This window comes from Bacterioplanes sanyensis (assembly GCF_014652515.1).
Lineage (GTDB): Bacteria > Pseudomonadota > Gammaproteobacteria > Pseudomonadales > Oceanobacteraceae > Bacterioplanes > Bacterioplanes sanyensis.
Genome location: NZ_BMYY01000004.1, coordinates 330,447 through 346,479, shown reverse-complemented (window position 1 = coordinate 346,479; position 16,033 = coordinate 330,447). Strand labels below are relative to the sequence as shown.

The window sequence follows — 16,033 nt, the reverse complement described above, 5'->3', positions numbered from 1 at the left end:
AAATTCTGGCTTCGGTCGAGCGGGCAAAACAATCGTTACAGAATTAACCGCATGGACCACTAGTTTCATTTGGTTTCCTTGTTGGCTGTTCTTGGCTAAGTCATTGATTGTAATGGAAGTGTTGGCCACCAATGAGTTGTGTTTCAAAGGTGATATGGATCTTGTTAAATAGATCTCATTTTTGCATTTAGATGGTCAGTTTGATACGTGTGGGAGGAAATCGTTCAGGAATAAACGAAAAAACGCCCTCATTTGAGGGCGTTTTATTAGCGCTGGCTTGGATCCAACTTGTAATACTGATAGCGATTAATGCGCCGCTCCAATAGCCGGAAGCAGCCAATCATCACGCCCGCAATGATCAGGTACATCATGCCAGCAGCAAAGAACATCTCCAGCGGGGTGTAGGTGCGGGCAATGATGGTGCGCGCCATGCCGGTGAGGTCGAGCAGGGTAATGGTCGACGCCAGGGCGCTGCCTTTGAGCATCAGTAACAGCTCGTTGCTGTAGGCTGGGAACACAATGCCAAAAGAGCGCGGTAAAATAATGCGGCGAATCATGGTGGCCTTGCTCATGCCCAGCGCTTGTGACACTTCGATCTCGCCTTTGGGTATGGCTTGAATCGCACCGCGAATCAACTCAGCGCTGTAAGCAGCGGTATTGAGGGAGAAGGCGATGATGGCGCACCAGTAGGGTTCTTTTAACACCGGCCACAGAGCCGAGTCTTTAATAACATCAAACTGCGCGGCGCCATAATAAATCAAGAAAATTTGCACCAAAAGCGGTGTGCCACGGAAAAAGAAAATATAAGCAAAGGGCAGTGCGCGCAGTACCCAGTTGTGTGAGGCGCGCATCAGTGCCAGTGGCACCGCCAGAATAATGCCAATTAAGCCGGAGAAGAATACCAGCTCCAAGGTCAGCAGCGCACCTTGCCAGAGGCGTGGCAGGTATTCCCAAATTACAGACCATTCCCAACTCATGCTCGGCTGCCTCGCAGTTCAGGTTTACTCCAGCGCTCCAGCATCATGGTGATCACGGTGGCGATTAAGGTCAGCCCTAAATAAAGCAGGGCAGCGGCCATGTAAAAGTCGAAGGGTTGCTTGGTGTTGGCAGCGCCGACGGCGGCCTGGCGCATCAGTTCATTCAAGCCCACCACCGAGACTAAAGCGGTGTCTTTCAATAATACCTGGAACAAGTTGCCTAGGCCTGGAATCGATAGGCGCCACAACTGCGGCAAAATAATGCGGAAAAAGGTTTGTATTTTACCCATGCCCATGGCGGCAGCGGATTCCCACTGGCCTTTGGGAATTTCCAGCATGGCCATACGAAACACTTCCGTCGCATACGCGCCAAAGGCAATCGAGAGTGCGGCCACACCGGCGGCGAAGGGGCCGACTTCGATGTAGTCATCGTGGCCAAACCAGGCGGCGACCAGCATGATCAATTGCGAGCCGCCAAAATATAAGGTTAAAACCAGCAGTAATTCGGGTATGCCACGAATAATAGTGGTGTAGCCGGTGGCAATACCGCGCAAAATGCGCGAGTCAGATAATTTAGCGCTGGCGCCAATTAGACCAATGACCAAACCGATCAGCAAGCTGCTGACGGCCAGTTGTACGGTCATCCAAGTGCCGCTGAGTAATAGGTGGCCGAAGCCTTGTAATTCCATAACCGGGTCCTGCAAACAAACGACCCGGCCAGGACGGCAGTGGCACTCTTATTGAGGCTTGCCTGTCCGTTGGCCGGGTCGGTGTAAGGTTAAAGCAGATTAGTAAATGCTGAACGGGAAGTATTTTTTGTTGATTTCTTCGTACTTACCGTTGGCAACAATGGCTTTGATGGCAGCGCTGAAGTCATCTTTCAGGTCGTCGCCTTTGCGCACCGCGATGCCAATTTCATCGTTGATGTCGAGGTCTTCACCCTTGAACTCAAAGCCTTGACCGTCGTCGGTACGCAGCCAGTCGTAGGCTGGGAATTTATCCGACAACAGTGCGTCCAGGCGGCCAGATGCCAGATCTAGGTAGGCGTTGTCTTGGGTGTCGTACAGCTTCACCGTGACCACGTCGCTGTATTTGTCTTCCAGCATTTGGCCAGCAATGGTCGCGCGCTGAGCGCCGACTACTAAGCCGTTCAGGCCCTTTTTGCTGACGTCGAGGTTTTTGTCTTTACCGGCAACGAACGCCAGTACGTTGGAGTAGTATTTTTCAGAGAAGTCGACCACGCGCAGGCGCTCTTCGGTAATCGACATGGAGGCGATGATGGCGTCGTATTTACGTGCGCGCAAACCCGGGATGATGCCGTCCCAATCCTGAGCGACGATTTCACACTCCACTTCCATTTGCTCGCACAGAGCGTTGGCAATGTCGACGTCAAAGCCGATCAGGTTGCCGTCGGAATCAACCATGTTAAAAGGTGCGTAGGCGCCTTCTGTGGCGATGCGAATTTTATCCGCTGCTAAAGTAACGGGCGCCGCGGCCAGTGTAGCTAGGGCAATGCCCGCAGCAAACAGTTTACGAATCATGCAGTCTTCCTCGCTGTCAGTTTTTTTGGTTTGTTATTGATGGCTGGACATAAAGTCGCGCACACGTTGCGACTGAGGATTATCAAACACCTGTTCGGGTGGTCCCATTTCCTCGATTTGTCCCTGGTGCAGGAATACCACCTGTGATGACACCTCGCGCGCAAAACGCATCTCGTGAGTCACAATTAACATGGTGCGGCCTTCCTGTGCCAGTTCCCGCATCACCGCCAACACCTCATTGACCAGTTCTGGGTCAAGGGCGGAGGTCGGTTCATCGAACAGCAGTACTTGTGGGTCCATGGCCAGTGTGCGGGCAATGGCGACACGTTGTTGCTGTCCGCCGGAAAGATTGCCTGGGTAGGCATCCTGCTTGTCCGCCAGACCGACCTTCTTAAGCAAGGCTTGTGCCTTTTCGATGGCCTGGTCTTTAGGCAGCTTTAAAACCTGAGTGGGCGCTTCGATGATGTTTTGCAAAATGGTCTTATGTGGCCACAGATTGAACTGTTGGAACACAAAGCCCAGCCGTGCGCGCACGGCCTGCAATTGTTGCTCACTGACAGCGACTAGATCGCCTGCTTTATTTGGCTTAAGTGCCAATGGCTCGCCGCCAATGACGATGTTCCCCTGGCTGGGGTTTTCCAGCAAATTAATGCAGCGCAACAGGGTGCTTTTGCCAGAGCCACTGGAGCCCAAGATGGAAATGACATCGCCTGTATGGGCACTGAGGCTGACGCCTTTCAGCACTTCCAGGTCACCGTACGACTTATGGATGTCGGTGAGCTCCAGAGCGAGGGTTGGATTGCTCATGCTGCTTTCGCCGTTGTTATTGTGTGGATAACCGCTCTGCTTGGGTAGGTTTTCTGCCCAAGCAGGTATTCAAAAGCCGATGACAATATCTGCTGTTTGGCCATCCGTCCAGCTTGACACGACGAAGCGGTGGTTTAGGCGGGGCGTTTTTTCGGTGTCCAAGCCCAGACCATGTTGGCTTTTACCGTTTCTGTGCCACTGGCGTCAGTGATGGTAACGGGCACCTGAATGTCGCCTTTTTCGGTGTTACGAACGTACTCAAGTTGCTCATCACTGAAGCTGGCGACGGCCTTCATATCACCGCTGGCGCGCTTGACGTATTCCAACTCCATTGTGCGGATCACAATGATGCGATCATCCGGCACGGACAGCCCGGTCATAAAGCCGGTGGCGGATTCTGCCAGCAGTGCCATGGCGGCAGCGTGCACGCTGCCAATGTGATTGCGCACCTTTCTGCGATTGCGCAGCACAATGATGCACTCTTGTGGTTCAAGTTTTTCTACCCGTGTGCCCGCGGTGCCGGCAAAAGGAATGACTTTGCCCATGATGAACGACAAAACCGCTGGCTGAAAACGCTTGGGGACGCGGCGCACGCTGTGCACCAGGCGAGAGAGTTGGTTACTTTGTGGCATGACAGTTGTTCCGTAAAAAAGAGCGCAGTTTAGGCCTTGGTAGCGGCTCTGAACATGACCGAAGTGACGCTGCGTTGTTTGGGAAAGCGTGCTCGAAACAAAGATTGAGGCGGTAATGGCTGATAGCCGAGTTGGCGATAATAGGGTTCCAGCCCCGGCAGTGGGCGTAAATACAGCGTGTGCTGCGGCCAGTGCTGGTGAATATGAGCCATTAATACCTGCCCCAGACGCTGTCCACGCCAGGTGGGTGCCACACAAAGGTTGCGCAATAACCAAGCGTTTTCGCCGGGCAGCAAGCGGGCGATGGCCACCAATTGCTGCTGACAATACAAACCTGGGCGGGCTTCAGTAGGGCCTGCGCGGCCATGATCGCCGGCGGCTTTGTACAGCTGGTTGCAATCAGCGAGGGGCGAATCGGGTCGAAATTCAAACTGGCACATATGTACCTAACCAACTTTTGAATCTCGTGCTGCACTGCTTTTCTAGCCAACCCAAAATGGCGGCAATGCTGATAAGTTTCTGATTTAAATCGAAATTGACCATGTCGTCAGGTGTTTGGCTGCAATAAAACAATAATGAGTTTGTAACAACGTGCAACTAACCTGCGCGCTGTTTCTCACCCCCGTTGGAGATCGCCCGATGATTAGCACCACGCATTATACCGGCCTGTTGGCTGGCTTGCTGTCCAGTGCCACGGTACTGGCCATGTCTGATAAACCAGAGCCATTACCGGATGTCGACCCAGTTGAGGGCAAAATTGTACGCTTTATTGCCATTGGCGATATGGGCACAGGCAAAGACGGCCAATATAAAGTGGCCGCCGCCATGGAGCAGGTGTGTGCTCAACGCGGTTGCGATTTTGCCATTGGCTTGGGTGACAATATTTACGAGTCGGGCGCGGACTCTACCGATGATATTCAGTTCGAAATGAAATTCGAACAGCCTTATCAAAACTTGGACTTTCCGTTTTATATGACCCTGGGCAATCACGATAACTCTTGGTTGGTCGGCGGTGACGGTTTGGACAATGACAAGGGCGACGTACAGGTCGAGTACCACTACAAGCGCGATCGCCTCAGTAATAAATGGCAAATGCCGGCGCGTTATTACAATTTTACCGCGCCTAAAGGCGATGTTGAGCCGCTGGTGGAGTTTTTCTCGCTCGATTCAAATCCGCTGGCCGCGGTGTCAGACGGTGACCCGGAATACTGGCAGTTGCCCTACCGTGATCGACAGCAGCGCTGGCTGGAAGTGGAGCTGCAAGACTCCAACGCGCCGTGGAAAATCGCTTTTGCTCATCATGCGTTTATTTCTAATGGCAAGCACGGTAACGCTGGCCTCTACGACGGCTTTCCAGGCGCCGGTGTGGTGTATTACAAAATGCTAAAAAATCACGTTTGTGATCGCGTGGATGTGATGATCGCCGGTCACGATCATGATTTGCAATGGCTGAAACCCGTCGATAAATGCGGCAAGACTTTTCACATTATTTCTGGCGCGGGCGGTAAAACGCGCGAGCTGAAAAAACCAAATAACAACCCAGCCTATTGGCAAGCCGACAATACCTTGGGCTTTTTCTATATCGAAATTGAAGGTGATGAATTTCGCGGTACGGCCTACACCGTCGACCCGAGCAGTGGCGAAGTTAATGCTGCTTTTAACCAAACCCTGACGCGCCAATAAGGAGATTGCTGATGACTGTTTCTCGACGCAAGTTTTTTCAACAGGCGGGACTTTTAGGTGCCACTGCGGCGGTCGCTGGCCCTGCCATTGCCATGACTTCTAAGCCAGGCGATGACCCTTTGGCCGATCGTGAACTGGCGAATTTTGCTCACGGGGTAGCCTCGGGTGACCCACTGGCCAATCAAGTTATTTTGTGGACTCGCATCACACCTGAAGTGGATGCGCCGGTGAGCGTTAATTGGCGCATTTGCGAAGACGTCGATATGCAATACGAGGTCAATAGCGGCACCGTGGTAACGGATGCCAGTCGTGACTATACGGTGAAGGTCGATGTCGACGGTTTGATGCCAGACACTTGGTATTATTATCAGTTCAGTGTCGGCAATGTGCAGTCGCCGATTGGCCGCACACATACCGCGGCAGAAACCGGTATGGACCGTTTGCGCTTGGCGGTGGTGTCGTGCTCCAGTTTTGCGCATGGGTATTTTAATGTGTATCGCATTTTATCCGAGCGCAACGACCTACACGCCATTTTGCATTTGGGCGATTACATTTATGAATACGCCGAAGGCAAATACGACGATAAAGACCTGCGTGCACAGCGTGCTTTATTACCCAAACATGAAATCGTGAGCTTGGGTGACTACCGCCTACGTCATAATCTGTATAAACGTGATCCGGACTTGCAAGCTGCCCACCAGCAATACCCTTTTATTGTGACGTGGGATGATCACGAGTTCGCCAACGATACTTGGAAAGACGGCGCCGAAAACCACAACGAAGGTGAAGGCGATTGGCTGGCACGCAAGCGTGCCGCTAAGCAGGCGTATTTTGAGTGGATGCCGATTCGCCAGCAGCCGCATGATTTGGAAGCGGTTTATCGCAAGTTTCGTTTTGGCGATCTGGTCGATTTAATGATGCTGGACACACGCGTCGAAGGGCGCGACGAGCAGGTGGGTTTTTTCACCCAGCGTGAGCGCAATGACCCGAACCGTACTTTGCTCGGGTTTGAGCAAGAGGCCTGGTTGCAAAACCAGCTGGCCAGTTCCACCGCCCGTTGGAAGCTGTGCGGTCAGCAAGTGCAAATGCAGGAGATTGGCCCAGTCGCGCTGCCCGATAAACTCGGCGGCGGTGTGTCGTTTTTCCTCGATACCTGGGATGGCTATACCGCTACCCGCAAGCGTTTATTCGATCATATTGAACGCAACAATATTGATAATTTTGTGGTGCTGACCGGCGATATTCACTCGACCTGGGTCGCCGATCTGGCCAAGGATCCGTTCGATCGCTCTTTGTATGATGGCAACACCGGTGAAGGCTCATTGGGGGTTGAGTTTGTGACGCCGTCGGTAACATCACCGGCTTTGCCGCCAGTGGTGGGTGATGTCGCTGCTGCGGCGCTGAAAGGCTCCAGCCCGCATTTAAAATACTGTGACATGGTGCATCGCGGCTTTTTTGTGCTCGATGTCACGGCTGAGCGTGCCCAAGCGGATTGGTATCATGTGCAAAGCGTTGATAAGCGCACGACTGCACATTTCCATGCCACTTCATATAAAACCGACAACGGCGCTAACCGCGTCAGCGAGGCGAGCGGCCCGGTGACAGGGGTTCATAACGAGGTACCGTTGGCACCTCAACCTGAGCCGGCAGCAGCCGAAGCTTAAGAGTCTAAGGGCTTAAGGTTTTGCGGGCAGGGACGCCCGCTGCTGCTCAATAAAATGAATAAAGTCGTCGGCGCTTTGCTGTGGCGTTTCTACCATGGGCAAATGGCCAATATCGGCATAGGTCACCACTTGCGCGTGCGGCAAATGACGTTTAAAAACGCCGACGGATGACACATCCAGCACCTGATCTTCTTCTCCCCACATAATCAATGCCGGCACGTCGGTTTGGCTGAGTTGCTGTGCAAAGGCTTGCTGCGACAGTGTTGCTCGGGTGGCTAGCATGTCAGCAAATATAGTGCGGTTAATGTTCTCGCGTGCCAGAGTCTGGCGCACTAACGCTGGGCGCAGGGGCCAGGGCAGTAGCGGCGGCTGGCTCATGGTCATGTGCCAGCGCTGTTCAAAGCTGTCGTTGTCGGTGGCGATCAGCGGGTTATGGCCTTGCTCTAAAGCGGCAAAAAACGGACTTTGCTTTGGTGCCTCGACGCCAGCGGCGTCGATTAACGTCAGGCTTTGCACTTGTTGCGGATACTGCACGGCATAAATCGCGGCGATGGCACCGCCCATGGAGTTGCCGGCGATGTGCCAGGCGGGAATTTGCAAGTGTTCGGCCAACGCCTGCAGGCGCTTGGCTTGCATAAACAGGTCGTAACTGTTGGCGGCGGGCGTGTCGCCGTGGCCGGCCAGATCCGGAATGATGAGGTGATAATCGTCGGGCAAATAGCGGGCAAAGCGCAGCCAGGTGTCCTTGTTGGCGGAAAAACCATGCACCAATACCACCACTGGGCCATTGCCAGGGCGCTCTAGGTAGTGCATGTCGACGTCTAGGGTGTGTGCTTGGTGCAAGGTGAGATCGGCCTGACTGCGGCCGGCATCGATGGCCAATTGCAGTAAGGCGTCTTGTTGAGAGTGGCTGCAGCCGCTCAGCAGCAGGGAAAGCAGGGTGACGCTTATCAATACGCGCAACAAAGTCTTAAACCTCTTTAAGTGATGGACTGCAAGCGTTGGCATAAATCGTCAGCCGCGATCAGGGCTTGCTCCAATTGCTCGGCATCCAGTTCGTGGCGTGGCCGGTACAGCATGAGCATGCCAGCCGCATATTCGATGTGAAGGTGGGGATGCGCCAAACACCAGTCTGCTAAGGCATCGATGCCTTGGTGCAGACGTCCTGGCTGGTTACTGGCCAGGTGCCAGTCGCGCAGCGCCGGTGGTTTTTGATGGGCGCTTAATGTTTGCAGTGGCTGCAGTTCGGGATCAGTTAGAGGGTCTGTGTGCAACCAGCCCTGCTGCCACAGTTGCAGGCGCCAGTCTGCCACCGCTAATGGGCAATGCAGTAAGATCACTGTTTGCGTCGCGGTTCCCTGTTGATTGACCAGGCTGTAATCAAATATGTTGACGGGCCGCTGGCGAAAGCTGCCTTCGAGCAAATAGCGAAAATGGCGAAACTGGCCGCATTCAATCAATCGAAAACGTGCCTCGCGCACGGGCTGGCTGAGGCTGGCATAAGGCCGATAGCGCAAGCCCAGTTGGTCGGCAACCTGCTGCAAATGTGTATTTCTTCGACCTCGGTCGACTAGCATCAGAGCCAACAGCAGGGCAATAATAATAGAGACAACAATAAGGCTGAGTAATATGGTCATGGCGCCAGTGTAATCTCAGTGCAGAAAAGGAGTCGACAGTGTCATCCACACAAGCTGTTTTGAGTGAAGAGCTGAGTTGCGGCAAATCGTACCGCATTGGGGTCTTAACCCTGAATAAAGCCAAAGCCATGAACGCCGTCGATCTGGCGATGGTGGGCATGATAGGCGAAGCCCTGGAGCGCTGGCAAAAAGACGATCGCATCGTGGCGGTAGTGATGCGCGGTGCCGGTGATAAAGCGTTTTGCGCTGGCGGCGATATTCGCCAGCTTTACGACAGCATGCAGGCTAAAGGCAAACAGCGTTACCGTTATGCTGATGACTTTTTCAGCGGGGAGTACGGCAAAAACTATCGCGTACACCAGTTCACTAAGCCGCTCATTGCCTGGGGGCAGGGCTTTGTGATGGGCGGCGGCCTGGGGCTGTTTATCGGGGCCAATCATCGCATTGGTTGTCGCTCGCTTAAATTGGCGTGGCCAGAAGTGCGCATCGGCTTGTTCCCAGACGTGGCCGCGAGCTATTACCTAGCGCGCTTGCCTTACCCTATGGGGCACTGGATGGGGTTGAGCGCGAGCCACATTAATGCCGCCGATGCGCGCCAGTTGAAACTCACTCAATACACTTTGGGTGATGACGATTGGCAACCCATGTTGGACGCTTTACAGCAATTGCCGTGGCAGCAAAATCGCGCCATGAACCATCAGCAAGTTCGTACTTTGCTTACTGGCATGACTGACGAAAGTGGCGTTGAAAGTCACTGGCAGGCGGTGCGGCAGGATTTGCATGAGCTGTTTGGTAACTCTTTGGAGTCTCTAGGTCATCAGCCGATGGCGCGCCTAGATGAGCGCTTGCGCCATTATCACAGTGAGCACGAGTGGCTCAACCAAGGCCTGAAAAATTATCGCGACGGTTGTCCAGCGACGGCCTGCTTAATTATGGAGCAGCTGCGTCGCGGTGCGCGCATGAGTTTGAAAGAAGTGGTGCAGTGGGAGCTGGTGCTGGCGTATCAGGCCGTGCGTCATCCAGATTTTGCCGAAGGTATTCGCGCCATGGTGGTAGATAAAGACAATGCCCCTAAATGGCAGCATCGCAGTGCGGCGGAGGTGCCAGCCAGCTGGCTGGCACAGTTAACAGCTTCGCCTTGGAATGAGGACGAGCATCCGCTGGCCGGCCTTTAAGACTGCCACTTAGACTGTATCGCCAGACTGGACCAAGTTTGCACCGCTTTGCTGGCTTCGTCTGGCGCAATGTCCAAGCGCTGCAATACGGCGCTGGCGGGCCACTCGGTTACTGGCCGATGCTCTAAGAAAAAGCTGGCCAGCGCAACGATGTCGAGCACGCGCTCTTGGCTTTGCTGCTCGGGTGGGTGGTCCAGATACAGTACTGGGTCACTCAGGTCGTTGCGAATCATGGGCACAGATTGCAGCAACACCGGAAATTGCCAATGCTCTAGCAAATGTTGGCCGACTTCCGCTTGCTGCTGCAGTGCTTCATCTAGCTGCACAGGCTGCTGTTGCTGGTCGTACCAACGCAACACAGGTAAACGGCCAATCTGGTGCAGTAGTCCGGCCAGAAATGCCTCGCCTGGGCTGGCGTCGAGATCTTTGGCCATCATCATGCACAATGCTGCTTGCTCGCTGCTGTGACGCCAAGTCTGCTCCAGCTGTTGTTTAACTTCTTTGTGCTGGGCATGAAACAGCTGCTTAAGCGCTAGGCTTAGCGCCAGTTGCGCACAATAGCTAACACCCAGTAGGCCAATGGCCGTGGCTAAATCGGCGATGTGATTGGGGCGGCCCACTAATGGGCTGTTGCTGATGCGCACTAGATTGGCGGCAATGGCTGGGTCTTCTTCTACCAAGCGTGCGAGCGACTGTGCCGTCAGTTGATCTGCTTGGCTGTTGTGCAAAATGTTTTGTGCCACATCGGGCAGCGTCGGCATGGCCAGGCTACCGCTTTCCAGTGCCTGCGTGATCTCACTGCTGAGACGGCTCATTCAACACCTCCACCCATCGCAGAATGCGTTTCACCCACTTCGTCATTGAGGGATTCCCAACGCGTGATGTCATTGTCACTGTCGAGCCCGAGACGCTGAAATGAGCCCAGTTGAGCGCTGTCGAGCTGACCCAGCGGGTGTTCCGTGCCGACATAGCTTTGCACTGTGGCTACTTGGACTAGGTCAACGTAGGTGGCTTCTTCCGCTTGATAATCAAGATTGAGGTAGTTGCGTGGCACTGCCACCAGCTCGGGAGAAAACTCCCAGCTCTTGAGAATGTAGGCACCGAGGGTAGGGTGCAGTTTGTCTAACACCAGATCCAGTGAAAAGCTGTCGGCCAGCAAGTCATTATGATTTTCGGCATAGCTTAGAATCGGTAGCATGCCGATTTGGTGCACCAAGCCGGCCAACATCGCCTGATCTGAGTGTAGGCTGGTGAAATGCTTAGCCAGCACTTGGGCTGAGGCGGCAATTTCCATCGCGCGTGACCAGCATCCGCGCATGCGCTTGTCGATGTTGTCGTGGGTCGCTTGGAACATCTGCTCCATCGCCAAGCCAATGGCTAGGCTGCTGGTGAAGTTGATACCCAAGCGTGATACTGCTGTGGCCAAGTCGGTGATCTGGCTGGAAACACGAATCAGTGGGCTGTTGGTGACCTTGATGATGCGCGCCGTCAGGGCTGGGTCTTGGCCGATGATGGCGGTCAGGTCATTGATGCTGGCATCCACATCTTCTGCTGTCTCTCGTACCTTCAAAGCCACTTCGGGCAGCGTCGGCAATACCAGTTCATCGTTTTTTATCTGGGCGACGATGTCATCTTTGACCTGCTTTGCCAGGTTAGTCATGCGAAGTCCTTAACTGGGTGTCTGGCTATCAGCCACAATGGCTTTACTCGTGGACTTCAGTATAGGCGATTGCCTCACAGCTGAGCTGAGTGTCGTCAATATTGATAGCATTGTCGTCTGCGGCGCTCAGGTTGATCCAGCCAAGACCGCTGCTCTGGCGCCAGCTGGCCAGCTCTCCGATGGTTTTGCCTGTGCTGCTCCGAATCGTTGCCAGCGCATCGAAGTCAGCGGGTTGCTCGCTGCTAAGACGAAACAGTCCTTTTTTGGCCTTACCCAGATATTGCAAGCGCGCCACGATTTCTTGGCCGGTATAGCAGCCTTTGTTAAAGCTGACGCCGCCGTGACGGTGCCAGTCGATGTTTTGTGGAATCCAGTGCTCGCGGGTGGCGGCTGTGACCCATACCAGACCGGCGTTGATGTCATCTTCATGCCAGCGCTGCTCACTGCACAGCGACTGCTGCTGCAGCCATTCCAGCGCCTCAGTTTGTGGGAGCCACAGTTCGCTGCGATCCTGCCAGTGCAGTTGCCAGCCGTTGGCAAGCTCTGGCTGGTGTTGTTGCGGTTGCCACTGTGCCACCACCCAAATGTCGTCCAGCACGCTCAGCGTGACCTTAAAAAAGACCGCGTATTTCTTCAGGTGGCTGAGCAATGCCTCGGCTTGATCGGCCGGTAGGCGCACACGGCACTCGTCGCCGCGACGGGCAATCACAAAGTTGGCCACCATGCGTCCTTTGGCATTGCAGCAGGCCCCTAGCTGCCATTGGCCGTCGAGTTTGGATACATCGCAAGTTAATTGGCCTTGCAGAAAGCGCTCGCAATCACTGCCTTCAATACTTAAAACGCTCATCTGACTCAAGAGCGTCGCGTTACCGGTAGTTTGGGCGTGGGGCTGAAAACCCTGTTGCGGATCAAGTCGGCCTAGGGCCGCTACGTGTTCAGAGACAGACATGCAATGCACAACCTTTGCTAATGGCTCGGCTACCCGTTATCTGGGCAGACGGGCAAAATTCAAGAGCTGCCAGTTTACTGCAAAGCGGATGGCGGAATAACGCCACAAAATGTGGGCTTGCCTTACGATGGCCGGTGGATGTTGGTCGCAGGTCTGTCATGTCGCTCGCTCTGGCACTAAAATGATCGCCCTGTTGTATGAGGATTAACGTGTGACTGAATCAACCGAAGTTAAACGCCTGCGCTGGCACTCGCGCCGCGGCATGCTGGAGCTGGATGTGCTGCTGTTGCCCTTTGTCGACAACGCCTATGCCAGCTTAAGCCCAGAGCGCCAGCAGGCTTATGCTCAGTTGTTGGAGTGTGAAGACAGCGATTTATTCGCTTATTTTCTAGAACGCCAAGTGCCTGAAGACTCGCAGTTGGCAGACATTGTTGAGGTTGTCTTGGCCCATGCCCGTCAGGCATGAGTGGCAGCTAAAACCCTCGATGCGGCTGCGTCGCCGCCAATGGCTGGCAGTGGCGTGCTTGGTGCTGGCATTGCTGGCGATGGCTGTGACTAAACAGCTGTATTGGCCGCTGTTGTGTGTGCCGGTGCTGCTGCGGCTGGGTTGCCGCCGTGCCGTTAGCCCCCTGCACTTGGGCTGCGACGGGCAGCGCTGGTGGTGGCAGCACAATGGCCAGCAATATGAGTTTTTTATTCGCCCTGGGTCCGTTCGTCGCGCCGACCAAGTCAAGCTGCAGTACGGCCATTGGCCTTGGCAATATTGGCTGCTATTGGCCGATCAATTCCGCAGCGACGAGGACTTTCGCCAGCTGCGGCGCTGTTTGTATCGGGATTTTTAAGCCAATTTTTTTAAGGCGTTCTACAACTCGCCCAGCTCGCGCAAGTATTTCGGCGTTAATACCGTGTCGTAGGCCCTGGGCAGGGCGTCTGGGTAATCGCGACAATAATGCAGGCCGCGAGATTCTTTGCGCAGCAGCGCCGAGCGAATGATCATGTCGGCGACATCCACCAGGTTGCGCAGCTCCAGCAGGTCATGGCTGACGCGGTAGTTGCTGTAAAACTCTTCGATTTCCTGGCGCAGCAGCGTCACCCGGTGCTTAGCGCGCAGCAGGCGCTTGGTGGTGCGCACAATGCCAACGTAGTCCCACATAAAGCGTCTGAGCTCATCCCAGTTGTGCGAAATCACCACGTCTTCATCGGAGTCGGTCACTTGGGTGGCGTCCCAGTGCGGCGCCGAGGGAATGGGCTCGCTGCGATCTATGTGTTGGCTGATGTGTTCGGCGGCGGCACGGGCAAACACCAGACACTCGAGCAACGAGTTACTGGCCAGGCGATTGGCGCCGTGCAGCCCAGTGCAGGCGGTCTCGCCAATGGCGTATAAGCCTTGAATATCGGTGCGACCAAACTGGTCGGTGGCAACGCCGCCGCAAGTGTAATGGGCCGCTGGCACAACCGGTATCGGATCGCGAGTGATATCAATGCCCAGCTGTAGGCAGCGTTCGTAAATAGTGGGGAAATGCTCGCGAATAAATTTGGCCGGCTTGTGGCTGATGTCTAGGAATAAGCAATCTGCGCCCAAGCGTTTCATTTCATGGTCGATGGCACGGGCGACAATATCACGCGGTGCTAGCTCTTCTCGCGGGTCGAAACGCTGCATAAAGGGCTGACCATCGGGCAGCAGCAAGCGACCACCTTCACCGCGTACCGCTTCAGTAATCAAAAAGGACTTGGCCTGCGGATGATAAAGGCAGGTGGGATGGAACTGATTAAATTCCATATTGACCACCCGGCAGCCGGCACGAAATGCCATGGCGATGCCGTCGCCTGAAGCGCCATCCGGATTGCTGGTATACAAGTAAGCTTTCGATGCACCGCCGGTGGCCAGCGCCACGGCGCGCGCGGTAATGACATCGACCTCACCGGTTTGATTGTTGAGAAAATAGCCACCTACACAGCCATGGCCAGGCACGCCGAGTTTTTCTCGGGTGATTAAGTCGATGGCCATGTAGTCGTGCAGCAAGGTCAAGTTGCTGCGCTCGCGCGCCCGAGCTAATAAGGTGTCGGACAGCGCATAGCCGGTGGCATCGGCAGCATGAATGATGCGCCGCGCGCTGTGTCCGCCTTCGCGGGTGAGATGGTAATCGCCGTTTTCGCGGGTAAAGGGCACGCCTTGCTCAATTAACCAGTGAATGGCGCTGGTCGAATGCTCCACCGTGTAGCGCACGGCGGGCTCATGGCACAGCCCTGCGCCGGCATCTAGGGTGTCGGCAACATGGGCGTCAACGCTGTCTTCTTGAGTGAGTACGGCGGCAACGCCGCCCTGTGCCCAGCGAGTTGAGCCCGCCTCCAGCGATTCTTTGCTGATCACCGCGACTTGCATTTCTGGCGGCAGCGACAGCGCCAATGTGAGGCCGGCAGCGCCACTGCCAATAATAAGAACGTCAAACGTAAACGACTGATTCATGCCAACTCAACGTGAAAATAACTGCTCGCCACTATACTGCTGGCGGCTGAGTGTTGTCACTGGGGAACTATTTACCTGAGCTGAGTTCTGAGCGCAGGTAAGGCATTCGTCGCCGCATGTGTTATGTTCTTTGCACGGCAGCGGTCGATGCCTTTTCCAAACCAATGATGACGGGAGGAAAGGGTGTGATGCACGCGCAAGCGGCCAGCCATGCCGGAGTCAAACCAACGGAAAAACACATGCCGGATGCAGAGCAGACCGACAAACAACTGGTAGCCCGGGTGCAACGCGGGGATAAACGCGCCTTCGATCTTTTGGTGATGAAGTATCAGCATAAGATTTTGGCCTTGGTCGGGCGCTTTGTTAGCGATCATGCCGAAGCGCAGGACGTGACCCAGGAAGCCTTTATCAAAGCCTACCGCGCCTTGCCGGGCTTTCGAGGTGACAGTCAGTTTTATACCTGGCTGTATCGCATCGCCGTCAATACCGCCAAAAATTTCTTAGTTAGCCGTGGGCGTAAAACGCCGACCCAGGACATCGAATTGGAGGATGCCAGCTTTTTCGCCGATGAAGATCGCATGAAAGAGGTGGATACGCCAGATGCCCTATTGCAGCGTGAGCAGCTGCGTGACGTGGTTTTTACCGCCATTGCGGAGCTGCCAGAAGAGCTAAAAGTCGCGGTGACATTGCGAGAAATGGATGGGCTGAGCTACGAAGAAATTGCCGAGGTGATGGATTGCCCGATTGGCACCGTGCGGTCACGTATTTTTCGTGCCCGTGAAGCCATTGATAAAAAAATGCAGCCCTTGTTGAACATGAGCGCCTGAAGGTTGGGTGATAA

General features: G+C 54.6%; 18 protein-coding genes. 6 read left to right on the top strand and 12 right to left on the bottom strand.

Annotation, left to right across the window (positions count from 1 at the left end):
- Positions 1 to 266: 266 nt before the first annotated feature.
- The 6 genes from IE090_RS09060 to IE090_RS09035 form a co-directional block, all read right to left on the bottom strand.
- Positions 267 to 977 (bottom strand): ABC transporter permease, encoded by a 711-nt coding sequence (locus IE090_RS09060; RefSeq protein WP_189388040.1) that lies wholly within the window; start codon positions 975 to 977, stop codon positions 267 to 269.
- On the bottom strand, positions 974 to 1,666 hold the full coding sequence (locus tag IE090_RS09055) for an ABC transporter permease (RefSeq protein WP_189388039.1): 693 nt from the start codon (positions 1,664 to 1,666) through the stop codon (positions 974 to 976). The genes IE090_RS09060 and IE090_RS09055 overlap by 4 nt, the downstream gene beginning before the upstream one ends.
- 99 nt (positions 1,667 to 1,765) lie before the next feature.
- Positions 1,766 to 2,518, bottom strand: a complete 753-nt coding sequence (locus IE090_RS09050; RefSeq protein WP_189388038.1) for an ABC transporter substrate-binding protein — start codon at positions 2,516 to 2,518, stop codon at positions 1,766 to 1,768.
- A 33-nt stretch (positions 2,519 to 2,551) separates the two neighbouring features.
- Positions 2,552 to 3,325: an ABC transporter ATP-binding protein gene (locus IE090_RS09045; protein WP_189388037.1), complete on the bottom strand. Its 774-nt coding sequence runs from the start codon at positions 3,323 to 3,325 to the stop codon at positions 2,552 to 2,554.
- Between the two features lie 134 nt (positions 3,326 to 3,459).
- Positions 3,460 to 3,957, bottom strand: a complete 498-nt coding sequence (locus IE090_RS09040; RefSeq protein ID WP_189388036.1) for a DUF4442 domain-containing protein — start codon at positions 3,955 to 3,957, stop codon at positions 3,460 to 3,462.
- Positions 3,958 to 3,986: 29 nt separating this feature from the next.
- Complete coding sequence (locus IE090_RS09035; protein WP_189388035.1) at positions 3,987 to 4,397, bottom strand: GNAT family N-acetyltransferase; 411 nt, start codon at positions 4,395 to 4,397, stop codon at positions 3,987 to 3,989.
- A 199-nt stretch (positions 4,398 to 4,596) separates the two neighbouring features.
- Between IE090_RS09035 and IE090_RS09030 the strand changes: the two genes are divergently transcribed.
- Both IE090_RS09030 and IE090_RS09025 read left to right on the top strand, forming a co-directional pair.
- Positions 4,597 to 5,640 carry a metallophosphoesterase gene (locus IE090_RS09030; RefSeq protein ID WP_189388034.1) on the top strand — a complete coding sequence of 348 codons (1,044 nt, stop codon included), beginning with the start codon at positions 4,597 to 4,599 and terminating at the stop codon, positions 5,638 to 5,640.
- Between the two features lie 11 nt (positions 5,641 to 5,651).
- Positions 5,652 to 7,304: an alkaline phosphatase D family protein gene (locus IE090_RS09025; protein ID WP_189388033.1), complete on the top strand. Its 1,653-nt coding sequence runs from the start codon at positions 5,652 to 5,654 to the stop codon at positions 7,302 to 7,304.
- Between the two features lie 12 nt (positions 7,305 to 7,316).
- On the opposite strand, the gene IE090_RS09020 is transcribed toward IE090_RS09025, so the two are convergent.
- Together IE090_RS09020 and IE090_RS09015 are read right to left on the bottom strand one after the other, a co-directional pair.
- The gene (locus IE090_RS09020; RefSeq protein ID WP_189388032.1) at positions 7,317 to 8,270 is read right to left on the bottom strand and encodes an alpha/beta fold hydrolase; all 954 of its coding nucleotides are present in this window, start codon (positions 8,268 to 8,270) and stop codon (positions 7,317 to 7,319) included.
- Between the two features lie 14 nt (positions 8,271 to 8,284).
- The gene (locus tag IE090_RS09015; RefSeq protein ID WP_189388031.1) at positions 8,285 to 8,941 is read right to left on the bottom strand and encodes a hypothetical protein; all 657 of its coding nucleotides are present in this window, start codon (positions 8,939 to 8,941) and stop codon (positions 8,285 to 8,287) included.
- Positions 8,942 to 8,979: 38 nt separating this feature from the next.
- Between IE090_RS09015 and IE090_RS09010 the strand changes: the two genes are divergently transcribed.
- Complete coding sequence (locus IE090_RS09010; RefSeq protein ID WP_189388030.1) at positions 8,980 to 10,116, top strand: enoyl-CoA hydratase/isomerase family protein; 1,137 nt, start codon at positions 8,980 to 8,982, stop codon at positions 10,114 to 10,116.
- Here the strand turns inward: IE090_RS09010 and IE090_RS09005 are convergent.
- The 3 genes from IE090_RS09005 to ygfZ are packed head-to-tail and all read right to left on the bottom strand — an operon-like array spanning position 10,113 to position 12,623.
- Positions 10,113 to 10,931: an HDOD domain-containing protein gene (locus IE090_RS09005; protein WP_189388029.1), complete on the bottom strand. Its 819-nt coding sequence runs from the start codon at positions 10,929 to 10,931 to the stop codon at positions 10,113 to 10,115. The genes IE090_RS09010 and IE090_RS09005 overlap by 4 nt on opposite strands.
- On the bottom strand, positions 10,928 to 11,776 hold the full coding sequence (locus IE090_RS09000) for an HDOD domain-containing protein (protein ID WP_189388028.1): 849 nt from the start codon (positions 11,774 to 11,776) through the stop codon (positions 10,928 to 10,930). The genes IE090_RS09005 and IE090_RS09000 overlap by 4 nt, the downstream gene beginning before the upstream one ends.
- Before the next feature lie 43 nt (positions 11,777 to 11,819).
- Entirely contained in the window at positions 11,820 to 12,623 is an 804-nt protein-coding gene (ygfZ, locus tag IE090_RS08995; RefSeq protein WP_189388027.1) for a CAF17-like 4Fe-4S cluster assembly/insertion protein YgfZ, read from the bottom strand.
- A gap of 313 nt (positions 12,624 to 12,936) precedes the next feature.
- Between ygfZ and IE090_RS08990 the strand changes: the two genes are divergently transcribed.
- On the top strand, positions 12,937 to 13,191 hold the full coding sequence (locus tag IE090_RS08990) for an FAD assembly factor SdhE (protein WP_189388026.1): 255 nt from the start codon (positions 12,937 to 12,939) through the stop codon (positions 13,189 to 13,191).
- Positions 13,175 to 13,567 (top strand): hypothetical protein, encoded by a 393-nt coding sequence (locus tag IE090_RS08985; protein WP_189388025.1) that lies wholly within the window; start codon positions 13,175 to 13,177, stop codon positions 13,565 to 13,567. The genes IE090_RS08990 and IE090_RS08985 overlap by 17 nt, the downstream gene beginning before the upstream one ends.
- Positions 13,568 to 13,587: 20 nt before the next feature.
- Here the strand turns inward: IE090_RS08985 and nadB are convergent, their stop codons facing one another.
- The gene (nadB, locus tag IE090_RS08980) at positions 13,588 to 15,192 is read right to left on the bottom strand and encodes an L-aspartate oxidase (protein WP_189388024.1); all 1,605 of its coding nucleotides are present in this window, start codon (positions 15,190 to 15,192) and stop codon (positions 13,588 to 13,590) included.
- Positions 15,193 to 15,431: 239 nt separating this feature from the next.
- Here nadB and rpoE point away from each other — a divergent pair, with 239 nt between their 5' ends.
- Positions 15,432 to 16,019 carry an RNA polymerase sigma factor RpoE gene (gene rpoE, locus IE090_RS08975; protein WP_189388056.1) on the top strand — a complete coding sequence of 196 codons (588 nt, stop codon included), beginning with the start codon at positions 15,432 to 15,434 and terminating at the stop codon, positions 16,017 to 16,019.
- The last annotated feature ends 14 nt before the right edge of the window (positions 16,020 to 16,033 follow it).

What these genes read in the sequence shown, in the direction of transcription:
- IE090_RS08985 (WP_189388025.1), top strand. Translation starts at nt 13,175, where the DNA reads ATGCCCGTCAGGCATGAGTGGCAGCTAAAACCCTCGATGCGGCTGCGT.
- IE090_RS09055 (WP_189388039.1), bottom strand. Translation starts at nt 1,666, where the DNA reads ATGGAATTACAAGGCTTCGGCCACCTATTACTCAGCGGCACTTGGATG.
- IE090_RS09045 (WP_189388037.1), bottom strand. Translation starts at nt 3,325, where the DNA reads ATGAGCAATCCAACCCTCGCTCTGGAGCTCACCGACATCCATAAGTCG.
- IE090_RS09035 (WP_189388035.1), bottom strand. Translation starts at nt 4,397, where the DNA reads ATGTGCCAGTTTGAATTTCGACCCGATTCGCCCCTCGCTGATTGCAAC.
- IE090_RS09025 (WP_189388033.1), top strand. Translation starts at nt 5,652, where the DNA reads ATGACTGTTTCTCGACGCAAGTTTTTTCAACAGGCGGGACTTTTAGGT.
- ygfZ (WP_189388027.1), bottom strand. Translation starts at nt 12,623, where the DNA reads ATGAGCGTTTTAAGTATTGAAGGCAGTGATTGCGAGCGCTTTCTGCAA.
- IE090_RS09000 (WP_189388028.1), bottom strand. Translation starts at nt 11,776, where the DNA reads ATGACTAACCTGGCAAAGCAGGTCAAAGATGACATCGTCGCCCAGATA.
- IE090_RS09060 (WP_189388040.1), bottom strand. Translation starts at nt 977, where the DNA reads ATGAGTTGGGAATGGTCTGTAATTTGGGAATACCTGCCACGCCTCTGG.
- IE090_RS09050 (WP_189388038.1), bottom strand. Translation starts at nt 2,518, where the DNA reads ATGATTCGTAAACTGTTTGCTGCGGGCATTGCCCTAGCTACACTGGCC.
- IE090_RS09030 (WP_189388034.1), top strand. Translation starts at nt 4,597, where the DNA reads ATGATTAGCACCACGCATTATACCGGCCTGTTGGCTGGCTTGCTGTCC.
- IE090_RS09005 (WP_189388029.1), bottom strand. Translation starts at nt 10,931, where the DNA reads ATGAGCCGTCTCAGCAGTGAGATCACGCAGGCACTGGAAAGCGGTAGC.
- IE090_RS09015 (WP_189388031.1), bottom strand. Translation starts at nt 8,941, where the DNA reads ATGACCATATTACTCAGCCTTATTGTTGTCTCTATTATTATTGCCCTG.
- IE090_RS09040 (WP_189388036.1), bottom strand. Translation starts at nt 3,957, where the DNA reads ATGCCACAAAGTAACCAACTCTCTCGCCTGGTGCACAGCGTGCGCCGC.
- nadB (WP_189388024.1), bottom strand. Translation starts at nt 15,192, where the DNA reads ATGAATCAGTCGTTTACGTTTGACGTTCTTATTATTGGCAGTGGCGCT.
- rpoE (WP_189388056.1), top strand. Translation starts at nt 15,432, where the DNA reads ATGCCGGATGCAGAGCAGACCGACAAACAACTGGTAGCCCGGGTGCAA.